This window comes from Dysgonomonas sp. 511 (assembly GCF_010501105.1).
GTDB lineage: Bacteria > Bacteroidota > Bacteroidia > Bacteroidales > Dysgonomonadaceae > Dysgonomonas.
Genome location: NZ_QVMQ01000016.1, coordinates 43,403 through 58,832, shown reverse-complemented (window position 1 = coordinate 58,832; position 15,430 = coordinate 43,403). Strand labels below are relative to the sequence as shown.

Below are 15,430 nucleotides of genomic sequence, written 5' to 3'. Positions count from 1 at the left end.
GAATTAGCTGTATCGACCTTCAAATATTTAAATTTAGCTAAAATTTAAACAGGTTCTAAAATTCCATTATACTTTTACTTTTCATTATATTTGTGCAACAATAAACTGTAACCGAATTTTATAACCACTTGAAAATGCGTATTACCGTACTTGCAATATTCTTACTCCTCGCCACTGGCGGCCTTTTTGCCGATGACGGAATTTCCATAAAAATATATAAACAGGATAGAAGCACCAATGATATCCGGATTGTAGACAATGATGAAACAAAAACGTTTGTACAACATCTGAAAGATATCATCAACTACCCGTCACTACTTATCCAGATAGAAATGGAAGGAGAAGTAGACTTGCAGTTCGATGTGAATGACCAAAAGAAAGCATCGAATATAAAGATATTAAAAGGCTTCGACCCTTTAGCTGACGAACAGGTGGTAAGTGCAGTACAACTGGCAGCTTGCAAAATTCCACAAAATAGCGACCAAGCCTTTTCGTACTACCTGCAAGTTTCGTTTGCCCTCAACGATGCGCTTAAGCAACAACAGAAAGATGGCACACTGAAGGAAAAAGATAGGATATGCCTTTGTCAAGAAGAACATATGGCAGAGAAAGCAGAGACCAAACTCGCTCCCGATTCGCAAAACCGCGACCCGCAATACCCCGGAGGCCAGGAAGCATTGGACGCCTACCTCAAGGCAAACCTCAAATACCCTAAACTGGCAATAGAATATGGCATAGAGGGTAGGGTGGTGTACAACATCACGGTGATGCCCGACGGTGAGATTACCAATATCAGGCTTTTCAAAGGCGTCTTCAGAGATTGCAACGAAGAGGCGTTTTACCTGATAAAGAAAATGCCTAAGTGGATTCCTGGAACAAAAGACGGCAAGCCTGTGGCTATGAACGTAGTGCTACCCATTCCGTTCGAACTGCCTAAGTAAAACCCATCGGCTAAAATAGTATCGAATATCAATTACCTCTATGATGAAATATATACGCATATATACTCCCGCTATCGCACTGCTGGTTTTGCTGCCATCGTGCAATGTCAATTTCCTGGGCTATGGCATAGCCGGGGTTGTGACGCTCTTCGCCCTGATGTTTATCCTCTTTGCCCTGATGTTTTACCTTATAGCCCGCAGGCGCAAACAAGGAGACAAAAGCCTTGTGAAGTTTGCAAACGATGTAGCTGTTGCCCTCGGCAAACTAAGCACCCCCCAGCAGAAGATAAATATGCTCAACAAGCTGATAGAGCGTATCAACAACGACGAGAAATATAAGAAAGATACCCAGTGGCGCGACAAGGTACTTGCCAAGACATACTCGTTTTTGGCTACAGCCTACTACCAGAATGGCGACCGAATGAAAGCCCTGCACACCATGTCGGACATTATAGGGCTCGACGACACCGACAGCATGGCCTACTACAACCGCGGGTCTATCTACAGCGATATGGGGATGTACGATAAGGCTCTTGCCGACCTCAATACGACTGTAGGGCTGTTGCCCGACTATGCCAGCGCTTATAACAACCGCGGGCTGGTACACGAAAAGATGGAGCATTACGGCGAAGCGCTTGCCGATTTCGATGCGGCTATAGCCATAGAGCCTTCGGCTGTCATCTACTTCAACCGGGGAAACACCCATTTCCAGATGGAAGATTATACTGCATCCCTCGGTGATTACCGTATGGCATTGGAGTATATTGATGGTGAAACCCAGCCTGATTTTAAGAAAGAGATAGAAATCGGTATAAAAGCTGTTGAGGCTAAATTATAGTGCCGAAGAGATATAGGCATATATTGCGTCTTCGGGTGCCGGTTAAGCCGGTGGATGAAGCTTGCTGATCTGTGAGTTGCAATCGTTGAAGGGGTTGCCCTGTTCAATCCTACTGGATAATACCTCATTTCTAAAAAATCACTACCTTTGTAGCTTAATAATAATATATTGAATGGCTCCATTATTTTATAGAGAACAAGACAAATTCTATGTATCGGTAGACTGTATAATCCTTGGCTTCAAAGAAGGAAAGTTATATCTACTTATCTCAAAGCGTAAATTCGAACCCCTGGAAGGTGCCGATACGCTAATGGGCGGATTCCTGAAATCGAACGAAAGCCTTTCTCAAACTGTCTCTCGCGTATTATATGAATATACAGGAATACAAGACGTATTCATGGAACAAGTCGGTACTTACGGCGATATCGACCGCGATGCCGGCGAACGGGTTGTATCCATAGCCTACTATGCCCTTCTCAATTTAGAGTTCTTCAACGAAGAATTGTGCAAAGTTCATAACGCCCGCTGGGAAGAACTAGAAAAGGTCGGCGAACTGGTATTCGACCACAACCAGATGTTGGACGACACTATCAATATATTGAGGAAGAAAGCTGCGACCCAACCTCTTGGATTCAATCTGTTGCCCGAAAAATTTACCCTGCCTCAACTGCAATCCTTATACGAAGCCATATATCAGACAACTTTAGATAAAAGGAATTTCCGGAAGAAAATACTGGAAATGAATATATTGGAAAAACTGGATGAGAAAGATAAGTCCGGTTCCAAAAGAGGAGCTTTCTATTATAAGTTCAATAAAGAAAAATACGACCAGTTGTTACAAAGCGGCTTTTATTTTTCTATTTGATTGATAATTAATATATATAAGAGAGGGAGCACCCTCTCTTATTTTTTATATCCAACATACACTAATATACGTGCCCGTCGTCTTTCAGGTCTTCTATCTTGAACTTCTTCTTTTCCAATGAGTTCCATGCGTATATTATATATGCCAGCACGAATGGAACCAATAACGATACTATACTCATCACGGTGAGGGTAAACTCGCTGGAAGATGAATTTTCGATAGTGAGCGAACTTTGCAGGTTTGTTGCCGACGGGTAGTAAGCAGTATTGTTGTAACCGGTTATCAACAATAGCATACATACAGTAAGCACTGTTCCCACTCCGGTAAACCATATGCCTTTGTCGAAGTCTTTGCTCAGCAGGGTTTTACCTATTCCAAACAAAACCAAAACAATCCCGGCAAGGAATACTATGCCTACAACCGGCATCTCAATCAGATTGTTGAAATACTTATATGGCTGCAAAAATACTTCCTTCGTTTCAGGGTTTACGGCGAAACCGTTCGAAAGAAAAGACCAGATAACAAAAACAAGGAAAAATACGACAAATGGCATCCCGTTGTAAAGCAGGAACTTCCGCGAACGGGCTACTAAACCTTCGTCTTGCAAACGGTTGATAAAAAACAGACAGGCAAGAGTGCGTGCAAGGAAGAATACGGCAAGCCCCAACATCCAGTTGCGGGGATTGGCCAAAGCTTCTAAGCCATGCCATTCGCTGCCCCAACGACTGATTGTAGGGTTCGTTATATCGGCCATATTCGCCTTATTTACCACAAAGTCGGAACCCGTAAAGAAAGTAGCCAGTGCTGCCCCTATAAGGAAAGTGCCCAGCAATCCGTTTATAAACAAAAACATACGGTATGTATTTTGTCCGAAGGTGTTGCCCGGTTTCGACTGAAATTCGTATGAAACAGCCTGTATCACAAAGCAGAACAATATAAGCATCCACACCCAGTATGCCCCGCTAAAGCTGGTAGAATAAAACAAGGGGAAAGACGCAAAGAATGCCCCTCCGAAAGTTACCAGCGTGGTAAATGTATATTCCCATTTACGTCCTAAGGCATTAACAAGTATCTTGCGCTCTTTTTCGTCTTTAGCCAATGAAAACAACATCGACTGCCCACCCTGTACAAAGAGAAGGAATGCCAGCAAACCGCCTATAAGACAGATTAGGAACCACCAATAATGTTGTAAAAATGAATAATCCATAGTTATATTCTTTTTTTAGTTGATAAAATCATTTATTATAGTCAACCGATAATTGCATTTTAGTTACAAGGCCTCATTCTCCATTGCAAACCCAAAAAGTAACACAAGTAACACCATTTTCGCTGTTTTTCTATTGTTACTTTTTCTTTAGATACAAGTAAACAAGATACGAGGTACAAGCTCATATTTTAATAGAAACCAACTCATTAACTCGTTTACTGGTATCTTGTGTCTTTCTAAAAAGTAACACAAGTAACGCTTTTTAGCTGTTTTTCTATTGTTACTTTTTTCTTTAGATACAAGTAAACAAGATACGAGGTACAAGCTCATATTTTAATAGAAACCAACTCATTAACTCGTCTACTGGTATCTTGTGTCTTTCTAAAAAGTAACACAAGTAACACCCATTCTCCTTTTTTTCTTGTTACTTTTTTCTTCCTCTTGGCGTGGCTTTGCCTTACTCCCCTCATTGGAGTAGGGCTGTTAAGTTCTGATGAGATTTTTTCTCCCTCAGTGTTTCTCAGTGGCTTCTTCGTGTATCTCAGTGTCATATTTTATTCTTTTAAAGTATTATTTCGTTTAGAACTTAACAGCCCCTCCCATTGCAGGGGTCGGGGGAGGTGGTTTGGACTCCCTATATAGATAAATCAATCCCAATATTCTGCAATTACCGGTCCCAATTATTAGTGGGCATCCTCCGGCCCTTTGCGTATCTGGTTGAGCATAATACGTATTTCGGCAATAAGCAAAGCCGTAAACAAGGCAAGGAATACAAAGAATGTAGTTATTACCGACTGGCTCGATATAGCCGACACCGAAGCCTGAAGCGGCAGTATATCCTGTATAGCCCACGGCTGGCGGCCGATTTCCGCAACCATCCATCCCGCTTGCCCGGCAATGTATCCCAATGGAATAGTAAATACGCATATCCACAATAGCCATTTCCATTTGAAGAGCCATTCCTCCTTACGGTAAATAAGGAAAGTAAGGGCTAAAAATAAGGCTATAAAATATCCACCCAGATAAACCATTATATGGAATGTCCAGTACACGGTTTTTACAAGGTCGGGAACCATTTGTCCCGGATTTTGCAGGTATCCGTAGCCAAAATGGGCATAGTTGGCCAACAAGGTTTCTTTATGTTGCTCGGCAAGAGGATTATTTCCCTCATTTTTCGCCTTTCTGTAATCCCTGAGTGCATCAATAGCTATTTTACCCTTTGCCTGCCTTTCTTCAAAAGATAAGGCGATTGTACTATCGGGCAGAAGATAACCTCCTTTTATAATGTCGTTTATTCCCGGAACGAATGCTTCTGTATCGTAGAAGGCTATTAAAGAAAGTCCTCCGGGGAATTTTATAGGAGGAAACAGGAAGGCATCTTTTCCGTCGTCGTACGACTCTTTATCAGGATTCGGGATACCGAATATAACCAGTCCTTCGTTGGTTCCACCCTCATACAATCCTTCCATCACGGCAAGTTTCATCGGTTGTTTTTCTGCTACCTGTACTGCCGATCCGTGTCCTGTGTATAGGGTAAGCAAAGAAGCTATAAGCCCGAAAACCGTAGCTACTTTCATGCTTTGGCGGGCAAACTCCATATTGCGCTTCTTTAGCATATACCATGCAGATACTCCGACTACAAACAACGAGCCTAGTATCCAACTGGAAATAACAGTGTGGAAAAACTTATTGATAGCCACAGGCGACAGGGCGATAGCCCAGAAGTCGACCATCTCGTTGCGCGATGTTTCAGGATTAAATTCCATTCCCACAGGGAATTGCATCCATGCGTTGGCAACCAATATCCACAGCGCCGAAATGGTAGCCCCGGTTATTGTGAGCCATGTCGCTGCCAGATGGGCTTTCTTACTTACACGTTTCCATCCGAAAAACATGATGGAGATAAATGTTGCTTCCATAAAGAAGGCCACGATGGCTTCTATGGCCAGTGGTGCGCCAAAAATGTCGCCAACCACCGTGCTGTAGTTAGACCAGTTGGTTCCGAACTGAAATTCGAGGATAAGCCCCGTAGCCACCCCGATGGCAAAATTGATACCGAAGATGGTCATCCAGAATTTTGCGGTTTTTTTCCACTGCTCGTTGCCCGTGCGCACATACATTGTTTCCATGATTGCCATGATGATACCCAGACCCAGCGTCAGGGGGACAAACAACCAGTGATACATTGCCGTCATTGCAAACTGTGCTCTCGACCAGTCTATCAACGATGTACTTAGTAATTCCATAATATTAGTTTTATATGTAAATATTCTTTGAAGTTTCTATTCATTGACTGTCGACCGTTTTATCAACTCCTGGCTAACATACTCGGATTTGCTCTCGGCATCGTCGAATTTAGAATTGAGGAAGTTGGGGAAGAAAAACGGACGGAGAATGAGGAACATGATGATAAGTTTTATAATCACGAGCGCCCATAAAGTTTTGCCCAAGGTCATGTTTTTAAATCCATCTTTAAACATAGTAAAGAAATTGAATTTCGGCAATGGTTCTTTCATAGTCATACCGGTTTTATATAACAAGGTTGTTGCTGCTTAATCTGTGATAATGAATTTTAGACGCCTGCCCGTTTGAAGGACAGGGGTCTATTTGTTAATACTTTTTATAGCCGAAGCCAAAGGTGCAGGCTACTGCTTTGTAAACAATGTCTCCTTTTATAATGTTCACCCCCGGTGCAAATAGGGGTGATTTTTGCAAGCTCCTTCCCTGCTTATATTGGCTAATGCCAAGGTATAGGGTAGGGGAGCATTGGCGAAGAATATACTTTAAGCTTCCCCTATCGGCCCGTTGATGGGAGGCATAAATCCGGCAGGGTTTTCTACTGATATTACTCCGTTGTGTGCCTCAAAACGGTTGATATTATCATTCAGTGCATATAGCAGGCGTTTGGCATGTTCCGGAGTCAGTATTATGCGCGATTTTACCTTCGCTTTTGGCAATCCCGGTAATATACGTACAAAGTCAATCACAAATTCGGAAGAAGAATGTGCAATTATTGCAAGGTTGGAATATGTGCCTTGTGCTACTTCTTCAGGTAGTTCTATTTGTATTTGGCCGTCTTGTTCGTTTTTGTTTTCCATGAATTTATATTTTAGTTAATACGATGTAATGTTTTTCTTCTCTTCAAGGCTGTCATTGCTTAAGGCAATATTAGCTGCATATTTTCTTCTTTTATTAATGAATACGACAATTTGAGAGATTGTTCCTATAAGGCCTAGCCCAAGCATAACCAGCCGTTTGGTTTCCGAACTGAATACAACAAATGTAGTAAAGCATATCATAGCCCACATTATAGATAAGGATATCAGGAGGGCTTTGGTGCTGATGCGTCCGTTTATCCTTTTTATATAGCTGCCTGTTAGTTTGTGTTCATGCAATTTCCTGTATAAGTTTGGCGAACCTTTGGCAAACAGGAAGGCTGTCAGCAGGATAAAAGGAGTAGTCGGCAACCCGGGGGTCACTATGCCAAGCAAACCTATTGCCAGACTGACAGATCCTAATATTATATACAAATACCTCATTGCAGAAATAAATCGACTAATGAATAATGGTTAATAATGCTAATCAGTAATTAAATATTGTTCTTTTTTTATGTATAAACTCAATCTTGAGTTAGATATTTCATCTTTAGCTCATCCTGCCGCGCCCTCCCGGGCTTGCCCTCCCTTTTGGCTTAGGCCAAAAGGCTAGTGCTCCGTCCCTCGGCGACCTGTCAACGGTTTGCCGGCTGAAAGGGATAAACGGGCTCCGCCCCATCCCTTTCTCCGCCGCCTCCACCGGACAGGTTCCCGCCTGCGAAACTGATGTACGTCGGCTAACGCACGACTAGGGTTATCGCAAATTCTTGTTGGGCGTCAGCCCGCGCCATTAGCTTTGCGTACGGGGTACCCACGCGATGCAGGCGGCGTAGAATGAAGTGGGGTTGCTGTTATGCAACTTTGCTAAGCAACAAAGGGTTGTCGTTAGTTCACTTCATTCAGCCGGCAAGGCGCAAAGTGGGTCGTACGGCGAAGCGAGGCGCAAAAGAGTTTTTGGTTCCTTTTGGGGCTTAGGCCAAAAGGAACGCAAGCAAACACCGTTCGGCAGAGCGAAGCGGAGCCAATCTATGATTGCGCGCAGTATTTAAAAGAACGTTTTACAGTCAGACTCTAACTGCTGATTTGCATTACTAACAAAGGAATGAAAAAAAGTGAATATATTGATTGAAAAAAACTTTATTTCTATATAAATAAAATCTATCTTTGATCGATTAGCATTTCTAAATCGGAGAACTATTATTGTTTTATCTACATCTTAGTAAGTATGAGAAGAATCATTTTATTGCTGGCCTTGTGCTGTTTTGCTATTAACTATCTGTTGGCGCAAAAGGCGTTTGAAATTAAAATACCTGAAATTAAGGTTCGCGATTGTCCTTACAACAAATTCCAAATCATCGATTCTCAGGCAAATCCCGAAGACTTGGGCTTTGTGCAAACCGGGATGCTTAATAAATATACTCCGGTAACGGCAAAAGTACCTTTGACAGAACAATTGCAAGTCTTTTTCGATAGCGTAATTGATAACGATGCCCAAAGCGGTTCTCTGGTCGTACAACTCAGGAATATAAAATTCAGTGAACAAACAAAGTCTACCTCCGAAAAAGGTTTCTGCAAAATAAGGATGTCGTTGTTCGAAGAAAAAGGCGGAATGCTTCATTTTGTCAGCACTATTGATACCTTGGTGGAAGTGAAAGCAATGGATGTGACAGGCAAATTGCTGAAAGAAGCATCGAATGTTATAACATCTACCCTTATACAGCATGTCTTTTTACAGGCCGAAGATTATAGTACGCCCCTCACCAAAACAAGCCTGAGCGAAATAGATGCACTGGAGAAAAACAGTATTCCTCTTTACAATACAGAAATCCTTCCCGACGGTGTATATTATGACTACCACACATTCTCCCGCTTGTTGCCGGCACAAACCGAATTGCAATTCAAGTTTGGTGAAGAAACCGGGCTGCTGAAAGAAGTAAAAATACCGAATAGCCAAAAGGCAGGGAAGTGGACAAAGGTGAAACCGAAAGAATGTTATGCTGTAGTAGTAGAAGGTAGGCCATATATAGCAGCCGGAAATAGATTTTATTCGCTAGACCATGAAAATGACGATTTCTTTATCCGTTCGTCTACTATGGGGCCTGCTAATACGGGGCTGCAAGTAGGCTTGGCTGTCGGATTCGGTTTGGTAGGAGCTTTTATTGGTGCGGCAGTGGGGCAGGGCGATACTGTATATGGAATCATGCTTGTAGATCATCTAAACGGGTCGCTCACGTTCATGCCTGATAAATAGGTAAGTATGGGATCTATAAAATAATATTTTACATTAATTAAACAATTCCTGAGATATGTTTGTTAACATAAAATCGGGCAAATTTGGTGTGATACGATAAAAAGTATTATCTTTGCAGCCGATAAAATGCAAAACAAGGCGGTATTTAAGAGTAGATACACTGTTTTGTTCCCAAAAGTTGGGAGGGTCTTTATCCTTTTCTGTGAGGAAGTGAGGATTTTGGCTTTAGTGGTAACCAAATAATTATTTTATGAAGTATTTGAAGTACTTCTTGATTGCAGGGATAACTTTTATGAGTTTTTCATCCAATGTGTCAAGAACTTCTAGTCTTTCGGAGGGTATTTATCCGGGAAACCAGTTTCCTGATATTAAAAATTTAGAAAACAAGTCAGGAACAAGAATGAATTTATCAGATCTGAGAGGTCAAAAAGTGCTGATAAATTTTTGGGCTGCATACGATGCCTATTCACGTAAGGATAATGTGTTATTTTCGCACATGATAGACAAAAAGAAATATCCTTTACACATGGTATCAGTATCTTTTGACAAAAATGAAGCGGTGTACGAAAAGACATTGTTGATGGACAAGATTGATAGTAAATATCAATTTATGGCTAAAGATAATGTGTCGTCGAGCCTGTTCAATTTTTATGAGTTAGAGCGAGGGTTTAAGAATTTCCTTCTTGATGAAGAAGGTGTAATTATAGCAGTAAACCTTACGCCATCGGGCTTAGATCGAATTATGAATGAGAAGTAACAATTTCGACTTTTGTATTTAAAGCGTTTTATCTCTAGGGATAAAACGCTTTATTCTTTTAGCTACTGTGGCACAGTTATTGTTTTTAATATACGGAAAATTATTAAACAATGGCAGGAAAAAATCAAAATACAGAAATAAACAAAGGGCTTATAGCCAAAACGCTCGATTGGGCATACTCTAAAGCTATCGGCGGCATCACTGGTGCAGACTCGGCATATCAACTGGGCAATAGCTACCTGAACCAAAAGGGGACATTGGAAGAACAGGTCGATTCGCTTATAAAGTGGCAGGTGGCAAAAGCGGCTACCAGTGGCTTTGTCACCGGATTGGGCGGGATAGCCGTCATGCCCCTTACTATTCCGGCTAATATAGCCAGTGTACTTTACCTGCAAATAAGGATGATAGCAGCCATAGCCTATATGGGCGGGCACGACATTAGCGACGACAAAGTGAAGTCGCTGGTTTATATGTCTATGGTAGGCAACGGCGCAAAGGAGTTGCTGAAAGATATAAGTGTGAAAGCCGGTGAGAAACTTGCTACAAAAGCTTTGGAGCAGGTGAGTGCAAAACTGGCAGCAAGTATCGGCGGCAAGGCTACGGCTTCGCTGGGCAAAGCTATACCTTTGGTTGGCGGCCTGGTCGGCGGTTCTTTCGATGCCGTTACCACAAATGCTGTGGGAAAGGTTGCCAAGAAGATATTTATAGACCCTGCCGGCAAAAATACGGTGGAGGTGATAAACCTAGATGTGGAAAATGATTAGGAAAACTGCTCTGTTGTAGTAAAACGCACACCCTGTTTTTCAGCTTTTTCGAATATATACTTTGCCTTTTCGTTTTCGGGATTGATCCACGACATACAATCGGTGAGAACCACGATTTTCTTTGCCAGTTCGCTGCATTCGTCCAATATATCATTTAAGGAGTTGGCTACACAGTAATCGGCAGCTTCCCCGACGAGCAAAACCTCATCAAATGTGTTGAGCCTGTCTAGTAATGTCGTATTCAGATATGTTTCCGGTTCGTTTTCCCACTCTACAGCAGCCCTGAATATACTATAGTGCTCAGTCGATTGCGAATACCCTTTGTAAAACAGCCCGTAAGACCTTCCCGTATTTATAGCCCAGTCGGACAGCGAATCTGTGACCGCCTTGTCTATAGCCCATCCCGATGTGCCTAGTATGCAATGCATTGGCCATATGGTGCAAACATCGCCTTTCGCCTCCAATTGCTGTAGATATGTCAGAGCCAGATCTTTGTTGTATCGAGGCATCCACTTGCCCGATTGTACATCTTCCGTTTTTATAACAGAAAACAGGTCGGGCTGATTACCCTCTTTGTCTTTCCAATATATCTGGTGTGCTATATGTATCGGTTGGTGCGAATCGAGCGAAAGGGCAATATAATCAATTTTGCTTCCCTGTTTGCGGACAAAGTCGGCTATTCGCACTACATCTATATCTGCATTTTGCACAAAGAGTGTTCCCGATGGGGAAGTAAAATCATTTTGCAGGTCTATTCCGAGTATTGCTGTTCTTTTCATGTGTTGTATTTCTATATTGTTTTCGTTTCTATTTAGAGCCTACAAGATAAAATTTCGATAAAATTTAAACAGGCTCTTAGATAAACTCTAGTTACTTAGTCAACAAATATACGAATTATCTACTTTGGCGAAATAAAAAAAAGCAACTCCCAAACAAGAAGTTGCTTTCGAATATTTCAATCTGCCTTACATTTCTGCTTAGTAGCGTGCGCCAACTGCATCCCAGTCTATTATCTTCCAGAGTTCTGTCAGGTGATCGACACGGCGGTTTTGATAATCAAGATAGTAAGCATGCTCCCATACGTCGAATCCCAATAGCGGAGTCAGTCCTTTCGTAATAGGATTTCCGGCGTTAGGGTCTTTTGTTATTTCCAGCTTACCGTCTTTATCTTTAGCCAGCCATACCCATCCCGAACCGAAAAGTGAAGTACCTGCTGCATTAAATTCTTTCTTGAAGTTGTCGAACGAACCCCATTGCTTGTTGATGGCTTCAGCAAGTTTTCCTTTAGGTTCGCCTCCGCCTTTCGGGCTGAAAGAAAGGAAGTATATATTGTGGTTCAGCGTTTGGCCTGCATTGTTGAAGATGGCGCCATCGCTCTCTTTTACTATTGTTTCCAAATCTGTATTCTCAAACTTGGTACCTTGTATCAGGTTGTTCAGATTGGTGATATACGTTTGTAGATGCTTGCCATAGTGCAGTTCTACTGTTTGCTGGCCAATAACCGGTTCTAACGCGTTTGTTGCATAAGGCAACTTAGGTAATTCAAATTTCATAGCTTTTTTATTTTGTTTGTTACTATTATTCTGGGCACTTAGTGTATTAAAAGCAAATACAAAAAGTATTGTTAATGCTAAAATAGTTTTCTTCATAACCGAGTGCTCTTTATTAATCATTGATACAAATTTAACAATCCATACAGATTAATGTTTACCAAAAAGCTGATAATTTATATAAATGATTTTTAACTGCATATTGTTAAAATCTATAACCGGGCGGAAGCTTGTGAGGATAAGGGTATTACTTTTTTCTTGTCCTTCATCTTTCAATATTTGTAATCCATCCGGACGAATGGTATTCATAATACGTGTAACCTTCATAATAAGATGCGAAGATTCTGCCGGATGAAAAAAGATTTGTGTATTTTTGCTATTGAATTTTGAAACTCCTACCCATGTTATTTTTAGACGCCTCGTCCATACTGTCAGAAGTTATAGAAGAAAACCACCAGTTGATTCCGATAATCAACCGTTTTGGCATTAAGCTGGGATTAGGAGATAAAACTATAGGCGACATCTGCCGCACGGCAAACATAAATACGGATTTCTTCCTTGTCATCCTGAATACTTTCCTGAACGAAGATTATTTCCCTGAACGTAAACTACAAAAGTTCGATATAGAACTTGTCCTCAATTATATCAAGCAAACAGATGCATATTTGCTTCACGGGCAGCTATATAATATGGAAAAGCACGTCAATGCTTTCCTTTCGATGAGCGATCCTAACAATTCGCAACTGAAGCTGATAGGGAAACTATTTTGCGAGTTCAAAGACGAACTGACCAGGCAGATTGAGCAGGGAATGGTGAAAGGAGATATGCCTCTGGCCTTACTTACCGACCTAAAAAGCATCATTATCAAACATATATCGGGTAGCTTCAACGAAAATATGTGCTATGCTGTAATATTCACAATAGACAGCTTGCAGAAAGATTTGGAGAAGCATAACCGGATACGCGAAAAAGTATTGCAACCCATGCTCGATGAATTATCCGAATCGGGTATCGAAGATTTGCAGGAACTTATAGCAGCCAATCGTCATACGAAGAAAAATAAAGACCACACGCTTTCGCAACGCGAACTTGATGTTTTGCGGCTTGTAGCCTTAGGGCATATAAATAAGGAGATTGCTGATAAGTTGAATATAAGCCTCAATACTGTATTGTCGCACAGAAAGAATATTACGGCGAAACTCGGAATAAAAACCGTGTCGGGACTGATTTTCTACTGCATCTCGCACGGATATATATCTGCCGATGAGGCCGAATTGTAAATTATTTCTTTTTTAGGGTAATCGCAGCGATTTCGGGCCATGCAAAGAAACGGAACGGTATTTTCCCCATTCCCACGCCCGAACTCACGTAAAGGCTTATTTCGCCCTTCTGTTTCCATCCGTAACGGTATTTTTGCCCTGTTTGAATATATTCCTGATGCATAGAGCTAGGCATTATCGGTGCCCACAGCCCGAAGAATGTACCTTGTCCGGCATGTGTATGCCCTGACAACATGAGGTCTACTTCTTCCGAATCGAGAACCTCCATATAGTCGGGATTATGAGATAGTAAGATACAGAAATCGGATGTTTTTATATCGTTTATTGTGTTTTCTATTAGCTGTTCATCTTCCCAGAAGTCGCCTACGCCGCCTATCTTGATGCTGTCGGCACCTTCTTTTATCCAGAAAGAATTGTTGTCGGCTATATGGATGCCGCTGTTTTCCAATCCCGCCTGCATAAGAGAGGCATCTTCCCAATGGTCGTGATTGCCAAGTACGGAATAGACTCCATATTTTGCCTGCAACTTAGCCAAGCTTGCAAACAAGGGGGCAACATCTAAAGTATCGGAAGATATATAATCGCCGCCAAGCAGTATTACGTCGGGGTTGAGCCCGTTGATGCGGTTTACGAGCGAGGCCAGTTCTTTTTCTGCAAAATACCTGTTGAAATGAATGTCGGAAACGAACACCACCTTCTTCCCATCGAATGCCGGTGGGATGTCTTTGTGGGAAAATACCATTTCTTTGATCTGTACATTCATTGCCTCATAGTGGGCATAACCCATTATCAGGCAGGGTAGAATGATGAGAAGCAATAAAATGAATATTTTAATTTTTTTGCTCATTTACTTATTCCTGTATTCATTGTCGTAGTCTTCTACCGACCGTCGGATCACCTCATAAGCCGTTTCCACACCATAGGTAGCGGTGAGTATGCAACGGGGCGATTTGTCTTCCGGCAGGTCTTTGTAGGTAGTAAAGTAGTGTTTCAGCCGGTTTATTACTTCGGCAGGCACATCTTTTATGTCTTTGAACGAACTGTAGATGGCATCGTCTTCGAGTACCGCAATCAGCTTGTCGTCGGCCTTGTTGTGGTCCAATAGTCTGAAACCACCTATAGGGCGCGCCTTTACGATAATATCGCCATGTGTAATATCCTTTTCGGTAAGTACGCAGATGTCTACAGGGTCGTTGTCGCCCTCTATGTCGTTTCGGTTCAGTGCATTGTTGGTAATGTCGGCTACACGGTCGGCACTATATGTCTGAGGGATGAAGCCGTACAAGGCCGGAATTATGTTCGAGTATTTTTGCGGACGGTCGATACTCAGGTAACCTGTCTCTTTGTCTACTTCGTATTTTACAGTATCGGTTGGCACTATTTCGATAAAGCAGGTTACAACCTCTGGTGCATTTTCCCCGATGCTGATTCCATGCCAAGGATGGGCTTTAAATCTATGATTCTTCATTTTGTAAGTAAGAATGTCCTTTGTTTTACACATTTGTTATTTTCGGGATACAAAGTTACAGCAATATTTGCTTATCTCCTAAATCTGTAAGGGTGTAAATGTTAATAATGTCAATCAGTAGTTGAATTATATGTTCTTTTTATATACTGCGCGCAATCACAGATTACTTGCGTCCCTTTTGGCCAAAGCCCCAAAAGGAACCAAAAATGCTTTTGCGCCCCGCTTCGCCGTACGACCCACTTTGCGCCTTGACGGCTGAATGAAGTGAACTAACAGTATGCCATCTGTTGACTTAGCAAAGTTGTATAACAGCAACCCCACTTCATTCTACGCCGCCTGCACCGCGTGGGTGCCCCGTACGCAAAACTAAGGGCGCTTGGCTAAAGCACGACGAGTGTTATCGCAAACTCTTGT

17 protein-coding genes are annotated in these 15,430 nt (G+C 41.9%); 7 read left to right on the top strand and 10 right to left on the bottom strand.

The features are described from left to right. Positions 1 to 134 precede the first annotated feature (134 nt). The 3 genes from D0T57_RS08875 (at position 135) to D0T57_RS08865 (ending at position 2,644) form a co-directional block, all read left to right on the top strand. Complete coding sequence (locus D0T57_RS08875; RefSeq protein WP_163272989.1) at positions 135 to 941, top strand: energy transducer TonB; 807 nt, start codon at positions 135 to 137, stop codon at positions 939 to 941. Positions 942 to 981: 40 nt separating this feature from the next. Further along, complete coding sequence (locus D0T57_RS08870; protein ID WP_255490550.1) at positions 982 to 1,779, top strand: tetratricopeptide repeat protein; 798 nt, start codon at positions 982 to 984, stop codon at positions 1,777 to 1,779. 172 nt (positions 1,780 to 1,951) lie between these two features. Continuing rightward, positions 1,952 to 2,644, top strand: a complete 693-nt coding sequence (locus D0T57_RS08865) for an NUDIX domain-containing protein (protein WP_163272987.1) — start codon at positions 1,952 to 1,954, stop codon at positions 2,642 to 2,644. A gap of 61 nt (positions 2,645 to 2,705) precedes the next feature. Here the strand turns inward: D0T57_RS08865 and cydB are convergent, their stop codons facing one another. The 6 genes from cydB to D0T57_RS08835 form a co-directional block, all read right to left on the bottom strand. Continuing rightward, the gene (gene cydB, locus D0T57_RS08860) at positions 2,706 to 3,851 is read right to left on the bottom strand and encodes a cytochrome d ubiquinol oxidase subunit II (protein WP_163272985.1); all 1,146 of its coding nucleotides are present in this window, start codon (positions 3,849 to 3,851) and stop codon (positions 2,706 to 2,708) included. Positions 3,852 to 4,177: 326 nt separating this feature from the next. Further along, on the bottom strand, positions 4,178 to 4,402 hold the full coding sequence (locus tag D0T57_RS08855; RefSeq protein WP_163272983.1) for a hypothetical protein: 225 nt from the start codon (positions 4,400 to 4,402) through the stop codon (positions 4,178 to 4,180). Positions 4,403 to 4,534: 132 nt separating this feature from the next. Beyond that, on the bottom strand, positions 4,535 to 6,100 hold the full coding sequence (locus D0T57_RS08850; protein WP_368666911.1) for a cytochrome ubiquinol oxidase subunit I: 1,566 nt from the start codon (positions 6,098 to 6,100) through the stop codon (positions 4,535 to 4,537). A 33-nt stretch (positions 6,101 to 6,133) separates the two neighbouring features. Beyond that, positions 6,134 to 6,367: a DUF4492 domain-containing protein gene (locus D0T57_RS08845; RefSeq protein WP_185154653.1), complete on the bottom strand. Its 234-nt coding sequence runs from the start codon at positions 6,365 to 6,367 to the stop codon at positions 6,134 to 6,136. A 267-nt stretch (positions 6,368 to 6,634) separates the two neighbouring features. After that, positions 6,635 to 6,949: a DUF3467 domain-containing protein gene (locus tag D0T57_RS08840; RefSeq protein WP_163272977.1), complete on the bottom strand. Its 315-nt coding sequence runs from the start codon at positions 6,947 to 6,949 to the stop codon at positions 6,635 to 6,637. A 15-nt stretch (positions 6,950 to 6,964) separates the two neighbouring features. Next, positions 6,965 to 7,390: a YbaN family protein gene (locus D0T57_RS08835; RefSeq protein ID WP_163272975.1), complete on the bottom strand. Its 426-nt coding sequence runs from the start codon at positions 7,388 to 7,390 to the stop codon at positions 6,965 to 6,967. A gap of 781 nt (positions 7,391 to 8,171) precedes the next feature. Here D0T57_RS08835 and D0T57_RS08830 point away from each other — a divergent pair. The 3 genes from D0T57_RS08830 to D0T57_RS08820 all read left to right on the top strand — a co-directional run bounded on the left by D0T57_RS08830 (position 8,172) and on the right by D0T57_RS08820 (position 10,718). Further along, entirely contained in the window at positions 8,172 to 9,197 is a 1,026-nt protein-coding gene (locus D0T57_RS08830; protein ID WP_163272973.1) for a hypothetical protein, read from the top strand. Between the two features lie 400 nt (positions 9,198 to 9,597). Beyond that, the gene (locus tag D0T57_RS08825; RefSeq protein WP_368666909.1) at positions 9,598 to 9,954 is read left to right on the top strand and encodes a peroxiredoxin family protein; all 357 of its coding nucleotides are present in this window, start codon (positions 9,598 to 9,600) and stop codon (positions 9,952 to 9,954) included. Between the two features lie 110 nt (positions 9,955 to 10,064). Then, a complete protein-coding gene (locus D0T57_RS08820) occupies positions 10,065 to 10,718 on the top strand; it encodes an EcsC family protein (protein WP_163272970.1) in 654 nt (217 codons plus the stop codon). On the opposite strand, the gene D0T57_RS08815 is transcribed toward D0T57_RS08820, so the two are convergent. Together D0T57_RS08815 and D0T57_RS08810 are read right to left on the bottom strand one after the other, a co-directional pair. After that, on the bottom strand, positions 10,715 to 11,497 hold the full coding sequence (locus D0T57_RS08815) for an isochorismatase family protein (protein ID WP_163272968.1): 783 nt from the start codon (positions 11,495 to 11,497) through the stop codon (positions 10,715 to 10,717). The two genes, D0T57_RS08820 and D0T57_RS08815, sit on opposite strands and share 4 nt — an antisense overlap. Positions 11,498 to 11,695: 198 nt before the next feature. After that, complete coding sequence (locus tag D0T57_RS08810) at positions 11,696 to 12,271, bottom strand: superoxide dismutase (protein WP_185154652.1); 576 nt, start codon at positions 12,269 to 12,271, stop codon at positions 11,696 to 11,698. A gap of 398 nt (positions 12,272 to 12,669) precedes the next feature. On the opposite strand from D0T57_RS08810, the gene D0T57_RS08805 reads away from it, so the two are divergent. Further along, positions 12,670 to 13,548, top strand: a complete 879-nt coding sequence (locus D0T57_RS08805; protein ID WP_163272964.1) for a LuxR C-terminal-related transcriptional regulator — start codon at positions 12,670 to 12,672, stop codon at positions 13,546 to 13,548. A 1-nt stretch (position 13,549) separates the two neighbouring features. Here the strand turns inward: D0T57_RS08805 and D0T57_RS08800 are convergent, their stop codons facing one another. Together D0T57_RS08800 and D0T57_RS08795 are read right to left on the bottom strand one after the other, a co-directional pair. Next, positions 13,550 to 14,395: a metallophosphoesterase gene (locus tag D0T57_RS08800; protein ID WP_163272962.1), complete on the bottom strand. Its 846-nt coding sequence runs from the start codon at positions 14,393 to 14,395 to the stop codon at positions 13,550 to 13,552. Then, positions 14,396 to 15,016, bottom strand: coding sequence for an inorganic pyrophosphatase (locus D0T57_RS08795; protein WP_163272961.1), 621 nt, complete (start codon positions 15,014 to 15,016; stop codon positions 14,396 to 14,398). It lies immediately after the preceding gene. Between the last annotated feature and the right edge of the window lie 414 nt (positions 15,017 to 15,430).

What these genes read in the sequence shown, in the direction of transcription:
- D0T57_RS08795 (WP_163272961.1), bottom strand. Translation starts at nt 15,016, where the DNA reads ATGAAGAATCATAGATTTAAAGCCCATCCTTGGCATGGAATCAGCATC.
- D0T57_RS08830 (WP_163272973.1), top strand. Translation starts at nt 8,172, where the DNA reads ATGAGAAGAATCATTTTATTGCTGGCCTTGTGCTGTTTTGCTATTAAC.
- D0T57_RS08825 (WP_368666909.1), top strand. Translation starts at nt 9,598, where the DNA reads ATGAATTTATCAGATCTGAGAGGTCAAAAAGTGCTGATAAATTTTTGG.
- D0T57_RS08820 (WP_163272970.1), top strand. Translation starts at nt 10,065, where the DNA reads ATGGCAGGAAAAAATCAAAATACAGAAATAAACAAAGGGCTTATAGCC.
- D0T57_RS08805 (WP_163272964.1), top strand. Translation starts at nt 12,670, where the DNA reads ATGTTATTTTTAGACGCCTCGTCCATACTGTCAGAAGTTATAGAAGAA.
- D0T57_RS08810 (WP_185154652.1), bottom strand. Translation starts at nt 12,271, where the DNA reads ATGAAATTTGAATTACCTAAGTTGCCTTATGCAACAAACGCGTTAGAA.
- cydB (WP_163272985.1), bottom strand. Translation starts at nt 3,851, where the DNA reads ATGGATTATTCATTTTTACAACATTATTGGTGGTTCCTAATCTGTCTT.
- D0T57_RS08845 (WP_185154653.1), bottom strand. Translation starts at nt 6,367, where the DNA reads ATGAAAGAACCATTGCCGAAATTCAATTTCTTTACTATGTTTAAAGAT.
- D0T57_RS08870 (WP_255490550.1), top strand. Translation starts at nt 982, where the DNA reads ATGATGAAATATATACGCATATATACTCCCGCTATCGCACTGCTGGTT.
- D0T57_RS08835 (WP_163272975.1), bottom strand. Translation starts at nt 7,390, where the DNA reads ATGAGGTATTTGTATATAATATTAGGATCTGTCAGTCTGGCAATAGGT.
- D0T57_RS08800 (WP_163272962.1), bottom strand. Translation starts at nt 14,395, where the DNA reads ATGAGCAAAAAAATTAAAATATTCATTTTATTGCTTCTCATCATTCTA.
- D0T57_RS08865 (WP_163272987.1), top strand. Translation starts at nt 1,952, where the DNA reads ATGGCTCCATTATTTTATAGAGAACAAGACAAATTCTATGTATCGGTA.
- D0T57_RS08875 (WP_163272989.1), top strand. Translation starts at nt 135, where the DNA reads ATGCGTATTACCGTACTTGCAATATTCTTACTCCTCGCCACTGGCGGC.
- D0T57_RS08815 (WP_163272968.1), bottom strand. Translation starts at nt 11,497, where the DNA reads ATGAAAAGAACAGCAATACTCGGAATAGACCTGCAAAATGATTTTACT.
- D0T57_RS08840 (WP_163272977.1), bottom strand. Translation starts at nt 6,949, where the DNA reads ATGGAAAACAAAAACGAACAAGACGGCCAAATACAAATAGAACTACCT.
- D0T57_RS08855 (WP_163272983.1), bottom strand. Translation starts at nt 4,402, where the DNA reads ATGACACTGAGATACACGAAGAAGCCACTGAGAAACACTGAGGGAGAA.